The sequence below is a fragment of the Streptomyces xiamenensis genome (assembly GCF_000993785.3).
Classification (GTDB): Bacteria; Actinomycetota; Actinomycetes; order Streptomycetales; family Streptomycetaceae; genus Streptomyces; species Streptomyces xiamenensis.
In genome coordinates this window covers 3,947,085-3,969,131 of the sequence record NZ_CP009922.3, presented here as the reverse complement: position 1 = coordinate 3,969,131, position 22,047 = coordinate 3,947,085, and the positions used below count along the sequence as shown (strand labels likewise).

The window sequence follows — 22,047 nt, the reverse complement described above, 5'->3', positions numbered from 1 at the left end:
CCCTGGGCAGTCTGGCGGCACCGGCACGCGCACGCGGTGTCCCACCGCCGCGCGGCTCCCTCCGTCACCCGGTCGGAGCCGCACTCACCGCACCGGGCGGACCACCGCGGTCCGACAGGCGCCATCCGTCGGACGGACCCAGGCCAAGCGCCGCACGGCCTCCGCCACCCCCACCCCAGCCTCCGGCCGGGGGGGGACGCCACGGCTACCCCAGGCGCCGCACGGCCTCCGCGACTCGCTCATCCGTTGCGGTGAAGGCGACCCGCACGAAGTGTTCGCCCGGCGCTCCGTAGAACGCGCCGGGGGCCACCAGGATCCCGTCCTTGGCCAGGCCCGCCACGGTTTCCCAGCACGGCTCGTCCCGCGTCGCCCACAGGTACAGCGACGCCTCGCTGTGCTCGATCCGGAAGCCGCGCCCCTCCAGGGCCGCCCGCAGCGCCGTGCGCCGCGCCGCGTACCTCTCCCGCTGGACGGCCACATGCGCGTCGTCCCCCAGCGCCACCGCCATCGCGGCCTGGACCGGGGCCGGCAGCATCATCCCGCCGTGCTTGCGGATCTGGAGCAACTCGCCCAGTACCGTGGCGTCCCCGGCCAGGAACGCCGCCCGGTAGCCGGCCAGGTTGGAGCGCTTGGACAGCGAGTGCACCGCGATCAGCCCGTCCACCGGGCCGCCGCACACCGCCGGGTCGAGCACCGAGACCGGCTCGGCCTCCCAGCCCAGTTCCAGGTAGCACTCGTCGCTCAGCAGCAGGATCCCGTGTGCGCGCGCCCAGGCCACCGCCGCCCGCAGCTCGTCCACGCCCAGCACCCGGCCGCTCGGGTTCCCCGGGGAGTTCAGCCAGACCAGCTTCAGACCGGCCGGATCCAGCTCGGTGACGGACCCGGTGTAGGGCACCGGTTCGGCGCCGGCCAGCCGGGCGCCCACCTCGTAGGTGGGGTACGCGGGCTGCGGGTACGCCACCTTGTCGCCCGGGCCGAGCCCCAGCTGGGTCGGCAGCCAGGCCACCAGTTCCTTGGAGCCGACCACCGGCAGCACGTTGACATGGTCCAGGCCGGCCGCCTTCGTCCGGCGGGCCAGCCAGCCGAGGATGGCCTCGCGCAGCGCCGTGGTGCCCCACACCGTGGGGTAGCCGGGGCTGTTGGCGGCGGCCGTCAGCGCCTCCCGGACCAGCTCCGGCACCGGGTCCACCGGGGTGCCGACCGACAGGTCGACGATGCCGCCGGGGTGCGCGGCGGCGGTGGCCTTGTACGGCTCCAGGCTGTCCCAGGGGAAGGCGGGCAGCCGGGCGAAGAGGGACGGCACGGGGTGGCTCACTTTCTGGGGGGAACGCGACGGTCCCGCACGGCTGGTGCTGCCGCGCGGGACCGGACGTCAGGTGTACGAGTTGTACGACGGCTCGTTCACCGTCTCACTCGTCGTGCTCCTGCGGGGGCAGCGCGGCGATGAAGGGGTGGTCGCGCTCGATGAGCCCCAGCTTGCTGGCGCCACCGGGCGAACCCAGCTCGTCGAAGAACTCCACGTTGGCCTTGTAGAAGTCCTTCCACTCCTCCGGGGTGTCGTCCTCGTAGAAGATCGCCTCGACGGGGCACACCGGCTCGCAGGCACCGCAGTCGACGCACTCATCCGGGTGGATGTACAAGGAACGCTGGCCCTCGTAAATGCAGTCGACCGGGCATTCCTCGATGCATGCCTTGTCCTTCAGGTCGACACACGGCTGCGCGATGACGTAGGTCACGCTGTCAGTCCTCCTCGGTAAGGGGCGGCAATCAGCCGCTGGGCGCGCGGGAGCGCGGCGTCGTCGATGCTCACCCTCTAGTATCGCGGGTCGAACGGACAAGAAGTAATCCGAGGGGCGGACAAGACGGTGGAGTTCACCATGGGCGGACGCCTGGAGGTCCACATCACCCCGGATGACGTGGGGAAACGCGTCTCTGTTCGGACGATCGCCACCCAGGGTGAGGGAACGGCCCGGTTCACCGACACCGTGGGAGTACTGACTTCCTGGGCCGGAGGCGTGCTGAGCATCACACGGCGGAACGGGGAGATGATCCGGCACGAAGAGGCCACCGTGGTGGCCGGAAAGACCGTCCCCGCCGCCCCGGCGCGACGCCGGGGCACTCCCGCGGCGGGTGTCGCGGAGCTGGTCGCCGTCGCCGGGCGCGGCTGGCCGGGGGTGGAGACGGAGCGGATCGGGGACTGGCGGCTCAACGCCGCGGCCGGGTGGACGGCGCGCGCCAACTCGGCGTACCGGGTCGGCCCCGGGGCGCCGGAGGTGGACCGGATCCGGGAGTGGTACGCGGCGCGCGGGCTGCCCGCCCGGCTCCAGGTGACGACGGGCGCGGGCGACAGCGATGAACTGCTGGACGCCGCGCTGGAGCGGGCCGGCTGGCGGGCGGAGAAGTCCGCCCTGCTGCGGGTGGCGCCGCTGGCCCCGCTGGCGGACCGGCAGCCGGACCCCCGGGTCCAGGTGCACCGGGAGCTGTCCGGCACCTGGCTGGCCGGCTATCCCCGGCACCGGGAGGCCCCGGACACGGTGCGGGAGGTGCTGACCGGCGGCCCCTCGGTGTGGTTCGCCACGGTGCCGGGGGCCGCGGTGGCGCGGTGCGTGGTGGACGGCCGCTGGGCCGGGTTCGCGGCGGTGGAGGTGGGCGCCGCCCACCGGCGGCGGGGACTGGCGACGGCACTGATGGCCGAGCTGGCCCGTACGGCGCTGGCGGAGGGTGCGAGCGCGGCGTATCTCCAGGTGGAGACCGGCAACAGCGCGGCCCGCGCGGTGTATGACCGGCTCGGCTTCACGGATCACCACCACTACCACTACCGCACGGCGCCCTGAGGGGCGACGGCCGCGAGACGGTCCCGCGCGCGGTGGGCGCGGGCACCCGGGGCGGCACGGTCGTCAACGCCGCGCCGCCCCGGGCTACGGCACCCGCACGGCCGTACCGCCACAGTCTGGGGCGTCCGCATATCGGTGCCGGGTCCGGCAGGTTGCTGACGTGTTAAGCCAACGGTAGCTATTTTTCGGCACATTTCCGGAAGATGAAAGTGCAGTCAAGGGGGCCGCCCCGCCCATCCGCATAAAGATGATCTCCCGAATTATCATCATAGGTTTATACCATTGCTTTCTCTTGACGAGCCCATGTCGACCTTGCGACAGTCCCGCTCTACACGCGTATTGATTCCGGGCGGGGGGAAGTCATGTGATGGCGGGTCAGTCGAAGGCTGCCGTTGCCGCTGCCGAATCCGAGCTGACCGGGCGCTCCCCGGGACAGCTGATGTGGCGCCGTTTCCGCCGCGACAAGGTCGGGGTCGCCGCCGCCTGCGTCGTCCTGTTCTTCTTCGCGATCGGACTGCTGGCGCCGGTCATCTCCTGGCTCTACGGCAAGGACCCGTACACCCGTTACGGCCAGATCGATCCGACCCTGCTCAATGAGTACGGCTATCCGGTCAAGCCCAATGGCGGTATCGACGGCGAGTTCTGGTTCGGACTCGAACCCCTCATGGGCCGCGACGTTCTCACCCAGCTCGTGTACGGCATCCGCACCTCGCTGTTCATCGCGCTGGCGGTCACCGTCCTGGCCACCGTCACCGCGATCGTGCTGGGCATCGCCGCCGGATATCTCGGCGGCAAGTGGGACTACGCCATCAGCCGGCTCATCGATCTGCTGATGGCCTTTCCCAACCAGCTGTTCTTCGTCGCCTTCCTCCCCATCGTCACCAGCCTGTTCGTCGACCCGCGGCAGGAAACCCCCACCTACATACGGGTGGTGTCGGTCGTCGTGGTGCTGTGGATCCTGGGCTGGATGACCCTCGCCCGCATTCTGCGCGGGGCCACCCTCTCCCTGCGCGACCGGGAGTTCGTCGAGGCCGCCAAGGTCTCCGGCGCCTCCCCCTGGCGCATCATCCGCAAGGAACTGCTGCCCAACGTGGTCTCCCCGACCCTGGTGCAGACGACCTACATGCTGCCCAGCTTCGTCACCACCGCCGCCGCGCTCTCCTACCTCGGGGTCGGGATGACCGAACCCACCCCCGACTGGGGCCGGATGTTCGCCACCGGCGCCCGGGTCTACAAGAGCGACATCACCTACATGTTCTTCCCCGGCATCGCGATGGTGATCTTCGTGGTCGCCTTCAACCTGCTCGGGGACTCCGTCCGGGACGCCTTCGACCCGAAGTCCGACCGCTGACCCAGTGAGGTGCGACCACAGCCATGACCATCTCGACGCGACGCAGATCCATAACCGGGCGGGGCACCGTGGCCGCCTCCCTCGCCCTGGCCGGTGCCCTGGTCCTCAGCGCGTGCAGCAGCGGCGGCGGGGGCGGCGCGGACAACGGGGACGGCGGCAAGGACCCCGGCCCCGAGACCCTCCAGACCATCGAGTTCGCCGACGCGGCCGGCTCGACGGGACCGGCCGAGGAGGTACCGGGCGCGCAGCCCGGCGGCACCATCCGGGTCCTCCAGGAGACCTCCCCCGACCACCTCGACCCGGCGCAGGTCTACGTCGCGCACGAGATGACCATCGCCCGGCTGCTGCACCGCGGCCTGACCACCACCCGGCTGCACAACGACGGCACGTACGCGGTGGTCGGCGACCTCGCCACCGACGCGGGCACCGTCGCCGACGAGGGCCGCACCTGGACGTACACCCTCAAGGACGACATCTACTTCAACGACGGCAGCCCGATCACCTCCGCCGACATCCGGCACACCTTCGAGCGCCAGTTCGCGGACTTCATCACCCAGGGCCCGACGTTCATCCAGTCCTGGCTGGCCGACGCCGAGGGCGCCGCCTACCGCGAGCTGCTGCCCGGCGGCCCGTACGAGGGCGACCACCTGCCGGACACCGTGCTGGAGACCCCGGACGAGAAGACCATCGTCTTCCACTTCGCCCAGCCGCAGAACGACCTGCCGTACGCGCTGACCCAGCCCGGCTACTTCGCCGTCTCGCTGGAGGGCGACACCCAGGAGCGGTACGACCAGGACCCGCTGACCTCCGGCCCGTACCAGATCGAGGACTTCCGCCCCGGGCGCTCCATGACGCTCACCCGCAACGAGCACTGGGTGCCGGAGACGGACGCCGCGCGCAACGCCTACCCGGACCGGTACGAGATCACCTTCGGCCACAGCCAGGACGACTCCACCGGCCGGCTGGTCGCGGACAACGGCGACAACCAGTACGCCATCAGCTTCAACAACGGCATCGACGCCGGATCGGCGGAGGTCGTCCAGGACCCGGCCGTCCAGGAGCGGCTGGTCAGCGGCTACCAGGTGTTCGTGGCCTCCCTCGTCATCAACCAGGAGACGGTGCCCGACAAGCGCGTCCGCGAGGCCATCGCCCACGCCGTGCCGCTCAACGGGGTGCTCAACGCGTACGGCGGCGCCATCGGCGGCGACTACGCGGGCGGCTTCATCTCCCCGCTGCTGCCCGGCTACGAGGAGGGCTACGACCCGTACGGCAAGCTCGCCCTGCCGCAGGGCGACACCGAGCGGGCCAGGGAACTGCTGGAGGAGGCCGACGCGGTCGGCTACGAGCTGAACTACCTGCACCACGTGGCCCCCGAGGACCAGCAGGCGGCGGTGGCCATCGCCGACGCCCTGGAGACGGCCGGCTTCGAGGTCAACCGCAGCGAGGTCCCCACCGAGCAGTACTACGACACCATCGGCCAGGTCGACAACGGCTACGACATCTACCGCAGCAACTGGGGCCATGACTGGCTGTCGGCCGCCACGGTGATCCCGGCGCAGTACGACGGCCGCACCATCCAGGACGGCGCGTCCAACTACAGCCACATCAACCAGGACTACATCAACGAGGAGATCGACCGGATCCTGCTGCTGTCGGACGCCGAGGAGGCGGCCACCGCCTGGTTCGCGCTCCAGAAGCGGATTCTGGAGGAGGACCTGCCGGGCGTCCCGCTCTTCTACTACAAGCAGAACATCCTGCACGGGTCGCGGATCGGCGGCGCGGTCTTCAACAACGACTTCAGCACCGTCGACATGCACCGCCTGTTCGTCGTCCAGGACTGACCCGCGACGCGATCGGCCGCCGGCGGCCGGGGGCGCCCACCCACCCGGGGTGCGCACCCCGGTCGCCGGCCCCGGCGCCGGCTGTCACCGAAAGCTGCCTACCAGATGCTCCGATTCCTCTTCCGGCGCTCGCTGGGTGCCGTCGCCATCCTGCTGATCATCAGCGCCGTCACCTTCTTCCTCTTCTACGCGATCCCCCGCAACCCCGCGCTGCTCGCCTGCGGCAAGGTCTGCACCCCCGACCAGCTGGCCATCGTGGAGCGGAACCTGGGCATCGACCAGCCCGTCCCCGTGCAGTACTGGGAGTACATGGTCGGCATCTTCGCCGGCCGCGACTTCGCCGCCGGGCCCTGCCCCGCGCCCTGCCTCGGCTTCTCCTTCGCCGACAACCGCCCGGTCCTGGACACCATCCTGGACCGGCTGCCCACCACCGTCTCGCTGACCCTCGGCGGCGCGGTCGTCTTCCTGGTGCTGGGCCTGGGCCTGGGCATGCTGGCCGCCTGGCGGCGCGGCACGCTGCTGGACAAGGTGATGAGCTCCACCTCGCTGGTGCTCTCCTCGATGCAGATCTACTTCCTGGGCCCGCTCGCCCTGGCGCTGTTCGTCTACCAGACGCAGCTGCTGCCGCAGCCCCAGTACGTCCCCCTCACCGAGGACCCACTGGGCTGGCTGAAGGGGCTGCTGCTGCCCTGGCTGGTGCTGTCCACCATCTTCACCGCGAACTACACCCGCATGGCGCGGGCCACCCTCATCGAACAGCTCCAGGAGGAACACGTGCGCACCGCGCGGGCCAAGGGCATGTCCCGGCCCACCGTGTTCTTCCGGTACGCCTGGCGCGGCTCGCTGATCCCCATCGTCACGATCATCGGCGTGGACATGGGCTCGCTGTTCGGCGGGGCGATGGTCACCGAGTACACGTTCGCGCTCCCGGGCCTGGGCCGGCTCGCCGTCGATTCGGTCACCAAGTCCAACCTCCCCATGCTGATGGGGGTGATGCTGTTCGCCGCCCTCATGATCGTCGTCTTCAACATCATCGTCGACGCCGCCTACGCCCTCATCGACCCGCGCGTGCGGCTGTCCTAGGAGCCGGGAGCCATCCGTGAGCTATCTGTCGGTACGCGATCTGCGCGTGCACTTCGGCACCGAGGACGGCGTGGTCAAGGCCGTGGACGGGCTCTCCTTCGAGCTGGAGCGCGGCCGGACGCTGGGCATCGTCGGTGAGTCGGGGTCCGGCAAGTCGGTCGCAAACCAGGCGATCCTGGGGCTGCACAACCCACGCACCGCCACCATCGGCGGCGAGATCGAGCTGGACGGACAGGAGCTGACCGGCGCCGGGGAACGGCAGTTGCAGCGGCTGCGCGGCAACAAGGCCGCGATGATCTTCCAGGACCCGCTCACCGCGCTCTCCCCCTACTACACGATCGGCCGGCAGATCGCCGAGCCGTTCCGCAAGCACCGGGGCGCCGGCAAGCGCGAGGCGCGCGAGCGGGCCATCGAGATGCTCGGCAAGGTCGGCATCCCGCACCCGCGGCAGCGGGTGGACGACTACCCCCACCAGTTCTCCGGCGGCATGCGGCAGCGCGCGATGATCGCGATGGCGCTGGTGTGCGACCCCGATCTGCTGATCGCCGACGAGCCGACCACCGCACTGGACGTCACCGTCCAGGCGCAGATCCTGGATCTGCTGCTCGACCTCCAGCAGGAGTTCGGCTCCGCGATCATCCTGATCACCCACGACCTGGGGGTGGTCTCGCAGGTCAGCGACGACGTCCTGGTGATGTACGCGGGCCGGGCCGTGGAGCGCGGCACCGTGCGGGAGGTCCTGCGGCGGCCCCAGCACCCGTACACCTGGGGGCTGCTGGGCTCCATGCCGCGCCTCGGCGGCGACACCGAGCAGGAGCTGCTGCCGATCCCCGGCTCCCCGCCCTCCCTGCTCAGCCCCCCGGACGGCTGCCCGTTCGCGCCGCGCTGCGCCCACCGCGACGCGGTGACGCCCGCCGAACGCTGCACGGGTGAACGGCCCGCGCTGCCCGCCGGGCGCGGGGCGGCCTGCCACCTGGACGACGGGCAGCGGCGCACGCTGTTCGACGCACGCGTACGACCCCGCCTGGAAGGACAGAGCCGATGAGCGCGGAAACCGGCGCCCCCCTGATGACGGTCGAGGGGCTGACCAAGCACTTCCCGGTCAAGGGCGGCTTCCCCTTCCGCCGCACCGTGGGTGCGGTCCGGGCGGTGGACGGCCTCGACTTCACCGTGCACGCGGGCGAGAGTTTCGGCCTGGTCGGCGAGTCGGGCTGCGGCAAGTCCACCACGGGGCGGCTGCTGGCACGGCTGCTGGACCCGACGGCGGGCACCATCACCTACCGGGGCCGGGACATCACCCGGGCCGGAAGGCGCGCGATGGCGCCGGTGCGCTCCGAGATCCAGATGATCTTCCAGGACCCGTACTCCTCGCTGAACCCCCGGCAGACGGTGGGCACCATCATCGGCGGACCGATGGAGATCAACGGCCTCGTGCCTCCCGGGGGACGGGAGGCCCGGGTACGGGAGCTGCTGGAGACGGTCGGCCTCAACCCCGAGCACTACAACCGCTTCCCGCACGAGTTCTCCGGCGGGCAGCGGCAGCGCATCGGGGTGGCCCGGGCGCTGGCCCTGGAGCCGAAGCTGATCATCGCGGACGAGCCGGTCTCCGCCCTGGACGTGTCCATCCAGGCGCAGGTGGTGAATCTGCTGCGCCGGGTGCAGCGCGAGCTGGGCATCGCGTTCCTGTTCATCGCGCACGACCTGGCGGTGGTGCGGCACTTCTCGCAGCGGGTGGCGGTGATGTACCTGGGCCGGATCGTGGAGGTCGGTGACCGGGAGGCGATCTACGAGCGCCCACGTCATCCGTACACGCACGCCCTGCTGTCGGCCGTACCCGAGGTGGACCTGTCGGACGAGGAGCCGGCCGCCGCCGAAGGGGGCCCGGCCGGACGGGGGCGGCGGGAGCGCATCAGGCTGGCGGGGGACGTCCCCTCCCCGGCCGGCCCGCCCTCGGGCTGCCGCTTCCGTACCCGCTGCTGGAAGGCACGGGAGCGGTGCGCCGCCGAGGAGCCCCCGCTGGTGCGGATCGAGGGCAACGGGCCGGGCCATCTGACCGCCTGCCACTACCCGGAAGAGGGGTCCACCGTTGCCAGGGAGCACGACATCGTGATGCGCGAGCCGTCGTGAGACGGGGGCGTGCGCCCCTCTTCTGCTCCTGTGCACCGAGTCATGCCGCCTGACTGATCGTTATGATCCGTTGCGCACGATGGGTAGGAAATCCTCTGGGCAACCCCCGCTCAGGGGCCGCTCCCCCTGCCCGGAACCGGTCACGACATGGAGGTGATCCCGGTGGCGCTCTCCGTCTCCGCAGTGCTGCTCTTCGCGATCATTGTCTTCTTGCTGATCAAGAAGGCAGGTCTCAAAGGCATCCACGCCCTGGTGTGTGTGCTGTTCGGCTTCTATCTCGCCAGCTCGAACATCGCACCGACCATCAATGATGTGACCTCCAGTGTGGCCGGGATGATCAGCAATCTCTCCTTCTGACCGGACTGTCGGCACGGCGTCGTAAGCTCAGGGGCATGAGTAGGTCCCTGCTGCTGGTGCACGCGCACCCCGACGACGAGTCGATCGGCAACGGCGTCACCATGGCGGCCGCCGTGGCCGCCGGTGTCCGGGTCACCGTGGTCACCTGCACCCTCGGCGAGGAGGGTGAGGTGATCCCGCCGGAGCTGGCGCACCTGGCCGCCGACCGCGACAACACCCTGGGCCCGTACCGCGAGCGGGAGCTGTCCGCCGCGATGCGGGCCCTCGGCGTGCGTGACCACCGGCTGCTGGGGGGCGCGGGCCGCTGGCGCGACTCGGGCATGATGGGCCTGGCGACGAACCGGGCGCCCGGGGCGTTCTGGTCCGCCGCCCCCGACGAGCCGGCCCGGGAGCTGGCGCGGGTGATCACCGAGGTCCGCCCGGACGTGCTGATCACCTACGACCCGCAGGGCGGTTACGGGCACCCCGATCACATCCAGGCCCACCGGGTGGCCCTGCGCGGCGCGGAACTGGCCGCCGGGGAGCACCGGATCGGGCGGGTGCTGTACAACTGCCTTCCCGAGCGGGAGGCCGCCCGCCGGCTGGCCTCGCTCGGGGCACCGCGAGGACGGCCGCCCTGGCGGATCTGCCCGGCGTGGTGCCCGAGGAGGCGGTGGCGATCACCGTGACCGGCACCGCCGCCCAGCTGGCCGCCAAGCGGGCCGCGATGGCGGCCCACGCCACCCAGATCACGGTGGCTGCCGACGGCATCTCCTTCACCCTGTCGAACGATCTGGCCCAGCCGCTGTGGGAGACCGAGTACTACCTGCCGGCGGCGGGCGCCCCCGTACCCCCCGGCGCGACGGACGTCTTCGCCGGTCTGGAAGAGGCACCATGAAAATCGCGGCATACGCGGCGCTGGCCGTCCTCGGAGCGCTGGGCGGGATCGCCGGTTCGCTGATCCAGGCCGGCTGGTCACCGCTGGGCCTGTTGCTGTCACTCGCGGGAGCGGCGGCGTTGTTCTGGGGTGGCGCGCTGCTGACCCGTTCGCGCGCCGGGGCGGGGGCTCCGGCGGCCGGCTGGGTCCTGGCCGTGCTCGCCCTCACCGCGTCCCGTCCGCAGGGAGACTTCATCTTCGCGTCGGGGGCGACGAGTTACGTGTTCCTGCTGGGCGGTATGGTCCTGGCCGGAGTCTGTTGGGCACTCGCGCCGGCCGGCCGCCCGATGTTCTGGGTGCCGCCGGAACGACTGACCGGTGGACGTTCATGAACCCCGGAGCACGGATGTGCCAATCCTGTGCTGAGGCCGTACGTTCGCGCCGACCCCAGTATGGTGGGGCTGCCGCCCGGCCCCGGCCAGTGAATCCGGGCCGGCCGGTGGAAGCCAACCGGGAGATCCTGCCTTGAGTCGTGAAACTGACAGTCCGTACCCCAGTCCCCGGGGGAACGACGGTACTCCGCCGGGTGCGGCGCAGCCGGAGGAGAAGAAGACCGAGACCACGATGACGACCCGGATCCGGATCAACATCCCCGGATCCCGGCCGATTCCGCCCGTCGTCGTGCGGGAGACACTCGACGACGACGTGGCAGGGGACGAGACACCGGCACCGCCCGCGCCGGCACCGGGCCTGCCGGTCCGGCCCAAGCCCGCCTCCGGTGCCACCTCCAGCGGCCTGGGCGAGCAGGCTCCCTCGGCCGGCAAGAAGAAGACCAGCTCGTGGTTCGAGCCGCGCAAGGCGCCGCAGGCGGAGGACGAGCACACCGGCGCGCTCTCGCTGGGCGACACGACGTTCGACGCCCCGCCCGCCCCGCGCAAGCCGCTGGAAGAGACCGGGAGCAACCCGTCCTGGTTCTCCGAGACCCCGGCGGAGGGCATGGGGCTGCCCCCGCGCCCGGTGGGCGCCTCCGCGCCGGCGGGCCCCACCACCGGGCCGATGACCGGGGAGCTGACGCTTCCTCCCGGCGAACGGGACGAGCCGGGCGGCCCCACCCTGGACCTGGGGGGCCCGTTCCCGCCCCCGCCGCCCCCCGGGCACGGTGACACCGCCGCCATCCCCACGTTCTCCGAGCCGGCCTCCGGCCGGCCGGTGCCGCCCCCGGCGCTGGACTTCGACGAGATGGCGGAGCAGCCCAAGCCCGCCCCGGCGGCGGCCCCCGCGGCACCGAAGAAGCGCAAGAGCAAGGTGGGCAAGCTCGGCAAGCTCGCCGCCGTCGCCGTCGTGCTGGTGGCGGTGGCCGCCTACGGCACCGGCCTGGTGCTCAACCAGGAGGATGTCCCCAAGGGCACCACTGTCCTGGGCCAGGACATCGGTGGCCGCAACACCCCGGAGGCCGTCGCCCTGCTGGACGCGGCGCTGGACGACGCCAACAACGCCCCGCTGCTGCTCCAGGTCGGCGACGAGGAGATGGAGCTCAAGCCGAGCGTGGCCGGTCTCTCGGTGGACACCGAGGCGACCGTGCGCGCCGCCGCCGAGCCGGACTACGCGCCGATGGCCGTCTTCGGCTCGCTGCTGGGCAGCGAGCGGGCGATGGACGCGGTCTTCTCCGTGGACCGGGAGAAGCTGACGGTGGCGCTGGAGGACCTGACGGCGGGCGTCGGTTCCGGCGCCCCGGTGGAGGGCTCCATCACCTTCAGCAGCGCGGGCGCCGAGGCCCAGCCGGGCACGCCGGGCGAGGGCATCAACGTGCAGGCCGCCGCCGACGCGGTGGAGTCGGCGTTCCGCACCCGCGCGGCGACCGGTGAGAACACCGTGATCACCCTGCCCACGACCACGGTGGAGCCGGAGATCACCGAGGAGGAAGTGGCCCGCGCGATGGCGGAGTTCGCCGAACCGGCGATGTCCGACATGGTCTACATCGAGGCGGGCGGCATCTCCCTCCCGATGAGCCCGGAGAACTCCATCCACCAGTTCCTGTCGATGCAGCCCTCCAACGGCTCGCTGGTGGACGTGTACGACCTGGAGGTCCTGGCGTCCCTCTACGGCTCCCAGTTCGACGGCGTCCTCGTGACGCGGGGCGACGGCAGCCAGACCCCGGTCGAACCGACGGACGTGGCGGGCGCCCTGCGCGACGCCCTGCGCGAGACGGACCCGGCCAAGCGCGTCGCGGTCATCGACCTCGGCACGGACTGACCGCTCCGCGCCCCACCGGCCCGCGAGCCCGGCCCCGCCCACGGCGGGTCCGGGCTGCTTGCTGACGCGGGCCGGCCGGATCCGGCAGACGCCGGAAAAGACCGTCCAGGTCGTCGGTCGTCGCCCTCCGGTGATTCCAGGCGCTTCGCCGGACGCGGCCCCTGTCACATCGCAGACCAGGCAAGCGCCGGGTACCTGTTCCACCGCGAGCCGCTTCCGGAGTCGGCGGCCGGTGGGCCGTGCCACAGCGGGATCCCGGCGTGGGGCGAACGGGGGACGCGCAGATCATTCAGGTCCATCCGCACGCGCGGCACCGGGGACGGCCGGCGGTGCGCCCGGCGTCGCGGCCCCGATCAGCCGGTCTCCGTCAAGGCGGCGTGCGCGGTGGCCAGGATCTCCTCGGAGAGGGGGGAGCCCTTGGTCGCGCGAGCCAGGACGAGGGCGCCGAGCATCGTGCACAGCTGGATGATGCCGTCCTGGTCGTCGGTGGTGAGCACCCGGGCGAAGTCGCCCACTCCCTCGGTGTAGACGCGGCGGGCCTCGCGGTCCTCCGGTTCGCGGGCCATGTCGGTGGCGAGTGCGGCGACGGGGCAGCCGTCCGCCGCGCTGTCGCGGTGCTCGACGGAGAGGTAGGAGTCGATCACCGCCCGCCGGGCGGCGTCGCGCTGTCCGTCGTGCTGGTCGAGGCCGTCCCGGTGGAGCCGGGTGAGCTCGCCGAACGCGTGGGCGGTGGCCTCGTCGACGAGAGCCTCCTTGGAGGCGAACTGCTTGTAGAAGCCGCCATGGGTCAGCCCGGACGCCTTCATCAGGTCGGCGACGCTGACCTGCGTGCCCTGTTCCCTGAACAGCCGGGAAGCGGTTTCCACCACTCGCCGGCGGTTCTCCTGCGCCTGTGCCCGCGACACGCGGCCCATCCGCCACCTCCCGATGGGATGTCGACTGGCATCTATCCTAGTCGAGTGTTTAGATTGCAGTCATAATCTAATGAACCGGGAGCTGACATGGAACTGAAGGACGCGGTCGCGGTGGTCACCGGCGCCAACCGGGGGCTCGGGCGACAGCTGGCCACCCAGCTCGTGGCGCGCGGAGCGAAGGTGTACGCGGCGGCCCGCCGCCCCGAGACGGTGGACCTGCCGTGCGTCACCGCGCTGCGGCTGGACGTGACGGACGAGGAGTCGATCCGGGCCGCGGCGCGCGCCGCGTCCGACGCGACACTGCTGGTGAACAACGCCGGCATCTCGACCGGCACCCCGCTGATCGCGGGCGGCCCGGAAGCGGTGCGCCTGGAGATGGAGACGAACTTCTTCGGCCCCCTCGCCGTGACCCGCGCCTTCGCCCCCGTCATCGAGGGCAACGGCGGCGGCGCCGTTCTCAACGTCCTGTCCGTGCTGTCCTGGCTGCATCCGGCCGGCCTCGGGGCCTACGCCGCGGCCAAGGCCGCCGCCTGGGCACTGACCGACGCGGCCCGGGAGGAACTGGCGCCGCGCGGCATCGGAGTCTCGGCGCTGCACGTCGGATACATGGACACCGACATGGCCACGAGTGTCCCCGCCGATCAGAAGAGCGACCCCGCCGAGGTCGCCACACAGGCCCTGGACGGCGTCGAGTCGGGCCGGCCGGAGATCCTCGCCGACGAGATCACCCGCCAGGTCCGGCGGAGCCTGGCCACCGCGCCGCCAGTGGCCTGACACACCCGCCATCGAGCCCCCGGGGCAGGCCCCTCGCACGGGGAGGCCGGGCCCGGGGTGTCGACTCCACTCGGGCCATCGCCCCGTCCGCGCCGGTGGACTGACGCGAGAAAAGCGTTACAAATACCGCAAAGGTTTCATCATGGCAGTAGTCCAGGATCAGTGGGAAGCGGAGAGCACGATGAGGGCCTTCACGGTTCAGCGGTACGGCGACAAGGCCGGGGCGCGCCCCACTGAGATGCCCGAGCCGCAGGTGGGCGCCGACGACATCCTGGTGCGGATCCACGCGGCGGGCGTCAACCCGCTGGATCTCAAGATCCGTGACGGAGAGTTCAAGGCGATCCTGCCGTACCGTTTCCCGCTCATCCTGGGCAATGACCTCGCCGGGGTGGTGGACCGGGTGGGATCGGCCGTCACCCGGTTCGCTCCGGGCGACGAGGTGTACGCGCGCCCCGACAAGAGCCGCATCGGTACGTTCGCCGAACTCATCGCCGTCCACCAGGACGACCTGGCGCCCAAACCGGCCACCCTCACCATGACCGAGGCCGCGTCCCTTCCCCTGGTCGCCCTCACCGCGTGGCAGGCCCTGGTCGAACGGGCGCACGTCCAGCCCGGCCAGCAGGTCCTCATCCACGCCGGCGCCGGCGGCCTCGGCAGCATCGCCATCCAGCTGGCCAAGCACCTGGGCGCGCACGTGGCCACCACCGCGAGCACGGCCAAGGCCGACCTGGTGAAGGGGTTCGGCGCGGATGTCGTCGTCGACTACAGGCAACAGGACTTCGAGACGGTCCTCTCCGGCTACGATGTCGTCCTGGACAGCCTCGGCGGCGAGAATCTCACCAAGTCCCTGCGGGTGCTCAAGCCCGGCGGAACAGCCATCAGCGTCGCCGGTCCCCCCGACCCGGCCTTCGCCCGCGAGCTGGGCGCGAACCCCCTCCTCCGGCTGGCGACGACCGTGCTCAGCCTCCCGGTGAGGCGCCGCGCAAAGCGTCGCGGTGTGCGGTACTCCTTCCTGTTTATGAAAGCCAGCGGCGCCCAGCTGCGCGAACTCACTCCGCTCATCGACACCGGGAAGATCCGGCCCGTCATCGACCGGGTCTTCCCGTTCGAGGAGACCCGGCAGGCCCTGGAGTACGTCGAGCGGGGCCGCCCGAAGGCCGGCAAGGTCGTCGTCGAGATGACGTGACGGAATCCCGCACCCCCACCTCACCCCCCAAGGACCCGGTCATGAACGCACCTGCCCCGTCCTCCCACCAGAACGCGCCCACCCGCTCCGTTCCCCTGCACGGCGTCGACTTCGTCTACCGGGAGCTGGGACCCGAGGGCGGCGTACCACTGATCCTCCTCAACCACCTGGCGGCGGTCCTGGACAACTGGGACCCGCGGGTCATCGACGGACTCGCCGCCCGGCGCCGGGTGATCACCTTCGACAACCGCGGCGTCGGCGCGTCGGGCGGCGCCACGCCCGACACCGTCGAGGCCATGGCCCACGACGCGGTGCGCTTCATCCGGGCCCTGGGATTCGACCGGGTCGATCTGCTCGGCCTGTCGATGGGCGGCTTCATCACCCAGGTCATCGCGGCGGAGGAGCCGGACCTCGTGCGCAGGATCATCCTGGCGGGCACCGGCCCGGCCGGTGGCCCCGGCATCGACAAGGTGACGCCGCTCACCATCCGGGCCACGCTGAAGGGCCTGGTGACCCGCAACGATCCCAAGCGGTTCCTCTTCTTCACCGATACCGAGAACGGCCGGCGCGCGGCGGATGCCTTCCTTGAACGGCTGAAGGAGCGCACGGACCGCCGCGACAAGGCCATCACCCTGTCCTCGTTCCGCGCCCAGCTGAAGGCCATCCACCGATGGGGCGGCCAGATGCCCGCCGACCTGTCGCGGATCCGGCAACCCGCACTGGTGGCGAACGGGGAGAGCGACCGGATGGTGCCCAGCGAGAACACCCTCGACCTGGCCGACCGGCTGCCCCACGCCGAACTCATCCCCCTCTACCCCGACGCCGGGCACGGGGGGATCTTCCAGTACCACGACGCGTTCGTCGCGCGGGCGCTGGAATTCCTCGACGCGTAGCCCGCTACGCCCCCGCCACCGTGCGTTTCTCCTCCGCGAAGTGGCAGGCCGAAGGGTGGTGGGCCCCGGTCGTGGGGTCGGTGAAGACCTCGGGGACCGTCAGCGGCGGCTCCACCTGGGTGCACAGCTCCTGGGCCTTCCAGCAGCGGGTGCGGAAGCGGCAGCCCGAGGGCGGGTTGGCCGGGGAGGGGACGTCACCGGAGAGGATGATGCGCTCGCGCAGCCCGCTCTGCGCCGGGTCGGGCACCGGAACGGCGGACAGCAGCGCCTGGGTGTACGGGTGCGTGGGGTGGTCGTAGATCTCGGTCTCGGTGCCGGTCTCCACGATCTTCCCGAGGTACATCACGCCGATCCGGTCGGAGATGTGCCGCACGATCGACAGATCGTGGGCGATGACGATGTAGGACAGGCCGAACTCGTTCTGCAGCCGGTCCAGCAGGTTCACCACCTGGGCCTGGACGGAGACGTCCAGGGCGGAGACGGGTTCGTCCGCCACGATGATCTCGGGGTTGAGCGCCAGACCGCGCGCGATGCCGATGCGCTGCCGCTGGCCGCCGGAGAACTGGTGGGGGTAGCGGTTGATGTACTCCGGGTTCAGGCCGACCACGTCCAGCAGGTCCTGGACCTTGCGGCGCCGGTCGCCCTTGGGGGCCACCTCGGGGTGGATCTCGTAGGGCTCGCCGATGATGTCGCCGACCGTCATGCGGGGGTTGAGCGAGGTGTACGGGTCCTGGAACACCATCTGGATGTTCCGCCGCACCGCCTTCAGGGCCCGCCCGGACAGCTGGGTGATGTCCTCGCCCTTGTAGCGGATGTGGCCCGCGGTGGGCTGTTCCAGGCTCATCACCAGCTTGGCCACGGTGGACTTGCCGCAGCCCGACTCCCCCACGATGCCCAGGGTCTCCCCCGGCGCCAGCGTGAACGAGACGCCGTCCACCGCCTGGACCGCGCCGATCTGGCGCTGGAACAGGATGCCCTGGGTCAGCGGGAAGTGTTTGACCAGACCCTCCACTTCCAGCAGCGGCTCAGTCACCGATCGTCTCCTTCCAGTAGTGGCAGGCGCTGGAGCGGTCGGCGGAGACCTCGTACAGCGGGGGCACATCCACCGCGCACCGGTCGCGGGCGATCGGGCAGCGGGGATGGAAGGAGCAGCCGGCGGGGATCTTCGCCAGGTTGGGGGGCAGCCCCGAGATCGCGTACAGGTCCTGGCCCTTGCGGTCCAGGCGGGGGATCGAGTCGAGCAGGCCCTTGGTGTACGGGTGGGCCGGCCGCCGGTACAGGGCGTCCACCGGGGCGTGTTCCACGATCTTGCCCGCGTACATGACGGCGATGACGTCGGCGGTGTCCGCGACGACGCCCAGGTCGTGGGTGATGAGGATGAGCCCCATCCGGTACTCCTGCTGGAGTTCGGCGAGCAGGTCCATCACCTGTGCCTGCACGGTGACGTCCAGGGCGGTGGTCGGCTCGTCCGCGATGATCAGGTCGGGTTCCAGGGCGAGCGCCATCGCGATCATGATGCGCTGCCGCATGCCGCCGGAGAACTGGTGCGGGTAGTCGCCCACCCGTTCCTTCGCCGCCGGGATGCGGACCCGGTCCATCAGCTCGATGGCCTTGGCCCTGGCCTCCTTGCGCGAGGCGCCCCGGTGCACCTGGAACATCTCGCCCAGCTGGTAGCCCACCGGGAGCACGGGGTTGAGGGAGGACAGCGCGTCCTGGAAGATCATCGCCATCTTCTCGCCGCGGATCCTGCGCCGGTCATCGCGGCCCATGGTCAGCAGGTCCTGGCCCTGGAAGCGGATGGAGCCGCCGGCGATGCGGCCGGGCGGTGAGTCGAGGATGCCCATGATGGCCTGGGCGGTCACCGACTTGCCGGAGCCCGACTCGCCGAGCACGGCCAGGGTCTGGCCGGCGTCCACCGCGTAGGTGACGCCGTTGACGGCCTTCACCACGCCGTCGCGGGTGGCGAATTCGACCTGGAGGTCCTGGACTTCCAGCAGCATGACGGTCAGCCTCCGGTCAGCGCAGCTTGGGGTCGAGGGCGTCGCGGACCGCGTCGCCGAGCATGATGAAGGCCAGGACCGTCAGCGACAGCGCGGCGGCCGGGTAGAGCAGGATGTGCGGGGCGTTGCGGAACTGCATGCCGGTGGAGGCGGCCGAGATGTCCACGCCCCACGAGACGGTGGGCGGGCGCAGGCCGACGCCGAGGTAGCTGAGTGTCGCCTCCAGCGCGATGAAGGTGCCCAGCATGATGGTCGCCATGACGATCACCGGGGCGATGGCGTTGGGCAGGATGTGCCGCAGCAGGATGCGGGAGCTGGAGGCGCCCAGCGCCCTGGCCGCCTGCACGTAGTCGTTCTGTTTGGCGGTGATGACGGCGCCGCGCGCGATGCGGGCGATCTGGGGCCAGCTGAGCGCGGCGATCACCAGGACCACCGGCCAGATCCCGGAGAGCTTGATCATGCTGAGGAAGACGATGGCGCCCAGGATCAGCGGGATGCCGAAGAACATGTCCGTCACCCGGGACAGCAGCGCGTCCCAGAAGCCGCCGAAGAAGCCGGCGAGGCCGCCGACGACGGTCCCGACCAGGGCGACGCCCAGGGTGGCGCAGACGCCGACCGCGATCGAGGCGCGGGCCCCGTACACCGTGCGGGTGTAGACGTCGCAGCCCTGGGTGTCGAAGCCGAACCAGTGCCCGGCGGAGGCGCCCTCCAGGGAACGGGAGAGCTGGCAGCGCAGCGGGGACTCGGTGGCGATCAGCGAGGGCCAGATGGAGATCAGCACCAGGAAGCAGATCAGCAGCGCGGAGACGATGAAGACCGGGTTGCGGCGCAGATCGTGCCAGGCGTCCGACCACAGGCTGCGGGGGCGGCCGGGTTCGGTTCCGGTGACGGGCGGGGGCTCGCCCCGGCCGTCGCCCGCCGCGATGGCGATGGGCCCTTCGGGCGGTCCGACCGGTGGGGGTTCAGTCATAGCGAATCCTCGGGTCGAGCACGGCGTACAGGAGGTCGACCAGCAGATTGGCGAGCAGGAAGATCAGCACCAGGACCACCACGAAGCCCACCACCGTGGGCGAGTTCTGCCGCAGGATGCCCTGGTAGAGCTGGAAGCCGACGCCCTGGATGTTGAAGATCCGTTCGGTGACGATGGCGCCGGCCATCAGGGTGCCGATGTCGGCGCCGAGGTAGGTGACCACCGGGATGAGGGAGTTGCGCAGCAGGTGGCGGACGGTCACCCGGCGGCGCGGCAGGCCCTTGGCGACGGCGGTGCGGATGTAGTCGGCGCGGGTGTTCTCGGCGACCGAGGTGCGGGTGAGGCGGGTGACGTACGCCAGCGAGACCAGGGCGAGGATGCAGCCGGGCACGATGAGTTCGCCGAAGCGGCCCTCGGGGCTGACGGCGGGGTTGATCCAGCCGAGTTGGACACCGAGGAAGAACTGGGCGGTGGTGCCCAGGACGAAGGTGGGGATGGCGATGACGACGAGGGTGGCCATCAGCACGGAGGTGTCGAAGACCCGGCCCCGGCGCAGCCCGGTGATGACGCCGAGGAGGATGCCCAGCACCAGTTCGATGACCAGGGCGGTGAGCATCAGCCGGAAGCTGATGGGGAAGGCGCGGCCCATCAGGTCGGTGACCTTCTCGCCGTTGAAGGCGGTGCCGAAGTCCCCGGAGAGGATGTTGCCCATGTAGAGCAGGTATTGCTGCCACACGGGCTTGTCGAGGTGGAACTCGGCGCGCAGTTGGCGTGCGGTGGCGGGGTCGGGGGCCCGGTCGCCGAACAGGGCGGCGACCGGGTCGCCGAGCGCGTACACCATCACGAAGATGAGGAAGGTGGCGCCGATGAACACCGGGATCATCTGGAGCAGGCGTCGTACGACGTAGCGCCCCATGTGGGGGGACCTCCGCTGCGGTGGCTGGTGTCTGTCAGCTGACCTTGATGTCCGTGTAGACGGGGACGGAGAAGGGGTTGAGCTTCACGTCGCTGACGCGGGTGGAGTAGCCGGCGGTCCCGTTCTGGTACCACAGCGGGATGGCGGGCATGTCCTGCACGAGGACCTTCTCGGCGTCGCGGAACTTGCCGATGGCCTCGGCCTCGTCGGAGGCGGAGTTGGCCTCGTTGATGAGCCGGTCGAACTCGGGGCTGCTGTAACGGGAGTCGTTGGAGGAGGCGTTGGTGTAGTACAGCGGCTGGAGGAAGTTCTGGATGAGCGGGTAGTCCATCTGCCAGCCGCTGCGGAACATGCCGCTGATGCGGCCCTCGGTGATCTGGTTGCGGAAGTCGGCGAAGGTGGGCACCGGGTTGACGGTGCAGGCCCCGGTGTCGTCCAGGGCGTTGTTGATGCTGTTGCAGGCGGCGTCCATCCACTGCCGGTGCGATCCGGTGTCCACGTTGGAGCTGAGGGTGATCTTGCCTCCGGGCAGTCCGCCGCCCTCCTCGATCAGCTGCTTGGCCCGCTCGGGGTCATAGGTGCAGTACTCGCCGCACAGCCCTTCCTGGTAGCCGCCGGCGTCGCCCAGGACGGGTGAGGTGAAGTCGGTGGCGGGGGTGCGGGTGTCGAAGTAGATCTTGGAGGTGATCTCCTGGCGGTCGATCGCCATGGACAGGCCCTGGCGCACCTTGGCGGATTCGGGGCTGGTCCAGCCGTCCTGGGTGACGGGGAAGGCGACGGTCTGGATGATGCCGGCCGGCTGGTTGATGTAGCGGTCGCCGAGGTCCTTCTGGGCGTTCTTGAGCTGGGAGGCGGGCACGTCGTCGATGACGTCGAGGTTGCCGGCCTGCAGATCGGTGTACGCCGTGTTGTTGTCGGTGTAGACGCGCAGCTCCACGCCCTCGTTCTGGGCCTTGTCGGGGCCGGCGTACTCCTCGTACTTCACCAGTTTCATGCTCTGGCTCTTGGTGTACGTGTCGATCTTGTACGGGCCGTTGCCGATCGGCTTGTTGAGCCAGGTGGCGTGGTCGTCGAAGAAGGCCCGCGGGAGCGGGGAGTAGGCGGCGTAGCCGAGCGTCTCGGGCCACAGGGAGAACGGCTCGTTGAGCTTGACGGTGAAGGTGTGGTCGTCGACGACCTTCAGGCCGCTCATGGTGTCCGCGGAGGGGGTGGCGTTCTCGTCGGCGGGGTGGACGGCGTCATAGCCCTCGATGAACTGGAAGAAGTAGCTGCTGATCTGCGCGTTCTTCAGATTGGCGCCGTAGTTCCAGGCATCGACGTAGGACGCGGCGGTGACCGGGGTGCCGTCGGAGAAGGTCCAGCCGGACTTGATCTTGACGGTGAAGTTCTGCTGGTCGGTGGTCTCGATGGACTCGGCCATCTCGTCCTTGGCCTCGCCGGTCTCCGGGTCGTAGCGCTTGAGACCGCGGAAGATCATGTCGAGGACCTTGCCGCCCTGTACCTCGTTGGTGTTGGCGGGCTCCAGGGGGTGCTGGGGGTCTCCCCAGGAGGCGCGGACGACCCCGGCACTGCCGCTCGCGGTGCCGTTGCCGCCACAGGCGGTCGCGGTCAGGGCGAGGGCCGTCGTGGCGGCGATGGCCCAGGTCAGTCGGGTGGCTGCACGCATGGGATGGCCTCCTTGGACTACCGAAA

20 protein-coding genes and 1 pseudogene are annotated in these 22,047 nt (G+C 70.7%); 13 read left to right on the top strand and 8 right to left on the bottom strand.

The window, feature by feature from the left end:
- Positions 1-205 precede the first annotated feature (205 nt).
- Together dapC and fdxA are read right to left on the bottom strand one after the other, a co-directional pair.
- Positions 206-1,303, bottom strand: coding sequence for a succinyldiaminopimelate transaminase (dapC, locus tag SXIM_RS18420; protein WP_046724703.1), 1,098 nt, complete (start codon positions 1,301-1,303; stop codon positions 206-208).
- Positions 1,304-1,409: 106 nt separating this feature from the next.
- The gene (gene fdxA / locus SXIM_RS18415; RefSeq protein WP_019434882.1) at positions 1,410-1,736 is read right to left on the bottom strand and encodes a ferredoxin; all 327 of its coding nucleotides are present in this window, start codon (positions 1,734-1,736) and stop codon (positions 1,410-1,412) included.
- A gap of 129 nt (positions 1,737-1,865) precedes the next feature.
- On the opposite strand from fdxA, the gene SXIM_RS18410 reads away from it, so the two are divergent.
- The 10 genes and pseudogenes from SXIM_RS18410 to SXIM_RS27500 all read left to right on the top strand — a co-directional run bounded on the left by SXIM_RS18410 (position 1,866) and on the right by SXIM_RS27500 (position 12,702).
- Positions 1,866-2,834: a GNAT family N-acetyltransferase gene (locus tag SXIM_RS18410; protein ID WP_046724702.1), complete on the top strand. Its 969-nt coding sequence runs from the start codon at positions 1,866-1,868 to the stop codon at positions 2,832-2,834.
- Positions 2,835-3,201: 367 nt separating this feature from the next.
- A complete protein-coding gene (locus SXIM_RS18405; RefSeq protein WP_078635786.1) occupies positions 3,202-4,185 on the top strand; it encodes an ABC transporter permease in 984 nt (327 codons plus the stop codon).
- 23 nt (positions 4,186-4,208) lie between these two features.
- On the top strand, positions 4,209-6,026 hold the full coding sequence (locus SXIM_RS18400) for an ABC transporter substrate-binding protein (RefSeq protein WP_078635788.1): 1,818 nt from the start codon (positions 4,209-4,211) through the stop codon (positions 6,024-6,026).
- Between the two features lie 105 nt (positions 6,027-6,131).
- Complete coding sequence (locus SXIM_RS18395; RefSeq protein ID WP_030737391.1) at positions 6,132-7,109, top strand: ABC transporter permease; 978 nt, start codon at positions 6,132-6,134, stop codon at positions 7,107-7,109.
- A gap of 16 nt (positions 7,110-7,125) precedes the next feature.
- Positions 7,126-8,154: an ABC transporter ATP-binding protein gene (locus tag SXIM_RS18390; RefSeq protein WP_046724701.1), complete on the top strand. Its 1,029-nt coding sequence runs from the start codon at positions 7,126-7,128 to the stop codon at positions 8,152-8,154.
- Positions 8,151-9,236, top strand: coding sequence for an ABC transporter ATP-binding protein (locus SXIM_RS18385; protein WP_030737397.1), 1,086 nt, complete (start codon positions 8,151-8,153; stop codon positions 9,234-9,236). The genes SXIM_RS18390 and SXIM_RS18385 overlap by 4 nt, the downstream gene beginning before the upstream one ends.
- Before the next feature lie 162 nt (positions 9,237-9,398).
- A complete protein-coding gene (locus tag SXIM_RS18380) occupies positions 9,399-9,593 on the top strand; it encodes a hypothetical protein (protein ID WP_026047610.1) in 195 nt (64 codons plus the stop codon).
- Between the two features lie 35 nt (positions 9,594-9,628).
- A pseudogene (gene mshB, locus SXIM_RS18375) lies at positions 9,629-10,470 on the top strand (N-acetyl-1-D-myo-inositol-2-amino-2-deoxy-alpha-D-glucopyranoside deacetylase).
- Entirely contained in the window at positions 10,467-10,841 is a 375-nt protein-coding gene (locus SXIM_RS18370) for a DUF6113 family protein (protein WP_043178520.1), read from the top strand. Before mshB ends, SXIM_RS18370 begins: the two are co-directional and overlap by 4 nt.
- Positions 10,842-11,073: 232 nt before the next feature.
- Positions 11,074-12,702 (top strand): hypothetical protein, encoded by a 1,629-nt coding sequence (locus SXIM_RS27500; RefSeq protein WP_046724700.1) that lies wholly within the window; start codon positions 11,074-11,076, stop codon positions 12,700-12,702.
- 353 nt (positions 12,703-13,055) lie between these two features.
- On the opposite strand, the gene SXIM_RS18360 is transcribed toward SXIM_RS27500, so the two are convergent.
- Entirely contained in the window at positions 13,056-13,616 is a 561-nt protein-coding gene (locus tag SXIM_RS18360; protein WP_046724699.1) for a TetR/AcrR family transcriptional regulator, read from the bottom strand.
- An 87-nt stretch (positions 13,617-13,703) separates the two neighbouring features.
- On the opposite strand from SXIM_RS18360, the gene SXIM_RS18355 reads away from it, so the two are divergent.
- The 3 genes from SXIM_RS18355 (at position 13,704) to SXIM_RS18345 (ending at position 16,469) form a co-directional block, all read left to right on the top strand.
- Positions 13,704-14,390 (top strand): SDR family oxidoreductase, encoded by a 687-nt coding sequence (locus tag SXIM_RS18355; RefSeq protein ID WP_030737414.1) that lies wholly within the window; start codon positions 13,704-13,706, stop codon positions 14,388-14,390.
- Positions 14,391-14,571: 181 nt separating this feature from the next.
- Complete coding sequence (locus SXIM_RS18350) at positions 14,572-15,576, top strand: NADP-dependent oxidoreductase (RefSeq protein WP_030737416.1); 1,005 nt, start codon at positions 14,572-14,574, stop codon at positions 15,574-15,576.
- A gap of 41 nt (positions 15,577-15,617) precedes the next feature.
- Entirely contained in the window at positions 15,618-16,469 is an 852-nt protein-coding gene (locus SXIM_RS18345; protein ID WP_030737419.1) for an alpha/beta fold hydrolase, read from the top strand.
- Positions 16,470-16,473: 4 nt separating this feature from the next.
- Here the strand turns inward: SXIM_RS18345 and SXIM_RS18340 are convergent, their stop codons facing one another.
- The 5 genes from SXIM_RS18340 to SXIM_RS18320 are packed head-to-tail and all read right to left on the bottom strand — an operon-like array spanning position 16,474 to position 22,021.
- The gene (locus SXIM_RS18340) at positions 16,474-17,571 is read right to left on the bottom strand and encodes an ABC transporter ATP-binding protein (protein WP_425473468.1); all 1,098 of its coding nucleotides are present in this window, start codon (positions 17,569-17,571) and stop codon (positions 16,474-16,476) included.
- Positions 17,495-18,469, bottom strand: a complete 975-nt coding sequence (locus SXIM_RS18335) for an ABC transporter ATP-binding protein (RefSeq protein ID WP_030737424.1) — start codon at positions 18,467-18,469, stop codon at positions 17,495-17,497. Before SXIM_RS18335 ends, SXIM_RS18340 begins: the two co-directional genes overlap by 77 nt.
- Positions 18,470-18,485: 16 nt before the next feature.
- Positions 18,486-19,439: an ABC transporter permease gene (locus tag SXIM_RS18330; RefSeq protein ID WP_030737427.1), complete on the bottom strand. Its 954-nt coding sequence runs from the start codon at positions 19,437-19,439 to the stop codon at positions 18,486-18,488.
- Positions 19,432-20,355 (bottom strand): ABC transporter permease, encoded by a 924-nt coding sequence (locus SXIM_RS18325; protein WP_030737430.1) that lies wholly within the window; start codon positions 20,353-20,355, stop codon positions 19,432-19,434. Before SXIM_RS18325 ends, SXIM_RS18330 begins: the two co-directional genes overlap by 8 nt.
- 34 nt (positions 20,356-20,389) lie before the next feature.
- On the bottom strand, positions 20,390-22,021 hold the full coding sequence (locus SXIM_RS18320; protein ID WP_046724697.1) for a peptide ABC transporter substrate-binding protein: 1,632 nt from the start codon (positions 22,019-22,021) through the stop codon (positions 20,390-20,392).
- Positions 22,022-22,047: the final 26 nt, after the last annotated feature.

Excerpts from the sequence above, each read along its gene's own strand:
- SXIM_RS18350 (WP_030737416.1), top strand. The coding sequence starts at position 14,572 with ATGAGGGCCTTCACGGTTCAGCGGTACGGCGACAAGGCCGGGGCGCGC.
- SXIM_RS18340 (WP_425473468.1), bottom strand. The coding sequence starts at position 17,571 with ATGTGCCCCCGCTGTACGAGGTCTCCGCCGACCGCTCCAGCGCCTGCC.
- SXIM_RS18325 (WP_030737430.1), bottom strand. The coding sequence starts at position 20,355 with ATGGGGCGCTACGTCGTACGACGCCTGCTCCAGATGATCCCGGTGTTC.
- SXIM_RS18330 (WP_030737427.1), bottom strand. The coding sequence starts at position 19,439 with ATGACTGAACCCCCACCGGTCGGACCGCCCGAAGGGCCCATCGCCATC.
- SXIM_RS18345 (WP_030737419.1), top strand. The coding sequence starts at position 15,618 with ATGAACGCACCTGCCCCGTCCTCCCACCAGAACGCGCCCACCCGCTCC.
- SXIM_RS18360 (WP_046724699.1), bottom strand. The coding sequence starts at position 13,616 with ATGGGCCGCGTGTCGCGGGCACAGGCGCAGGAGAACCGCCGGCGAGTG.
- SXIM_RS18320 (WP_046724697.1), bottom strand. The coding sequence starts at position 22,021 with ATGCGTGCAGCCACCCGACTGACCTGGGCCATCGCCGCCACGACGGCC.
- SXIM_RS18335 (WP_030737424.1), bottom strand. The coding sequence starts at position 18,469 with ATGCTGCTGGAAGTCCAGGACCTCCAGGTCGAATTCGCCACCCGCGAC.
- SXIM_RS18355 (WP_030737414.1), top strand. The coding sequence starts at position 13,704 with ATGGAACTGAAGGACGCGGTCGCGGTGGTCACCGGCGCCAACCGGGGG.
- SXIM_RS27500 (WP_046724700.1), top strand. The coding sequence starts at position 11,074 with ATGACGACCCGGATCCGGATCAACATCCCCGGATCCCGGCCGATTCCG.
- SXIM_RS18400 (WP_078635788.1), top strand. The coding sequence starts at position 4,209 with ATGACCATCTCGACGCGACGCAGATCCATAACCGGGCGGGGCACCGTG.
- SXIM_RS18385 (WP_030737397.1), top strand. The coding sequence starts at position 8,151 with ATGAGCGCGGAAACCGGCGCCCCCCTGATGACGGTCGAGGGGCTGACC.
- SXIM_RS18395 (WP_030737391.1), top strand. The coding sequence starts at position 6,132 with ATGCTCCGATTCCTCTTCCGGCGCTCGCTGGGTGCCGTCGCCATCCTG.
- SXIM_RS18370 (WP_043178520.1), top strand. The coding sequence starts at position 10,467 with ATGAAAATCGCGGCATACGCGGCGCTGGCCGTCCTCGGAGCGCTGGGC.
- SXIM_RS18405 (WP_078635786.1), top strand. The coding sequence starts at position 3,202 with ATGGCGGGTCAGTCGAAGGCTGCCGTTGCCGCTGCCGAATCCGAGCTG.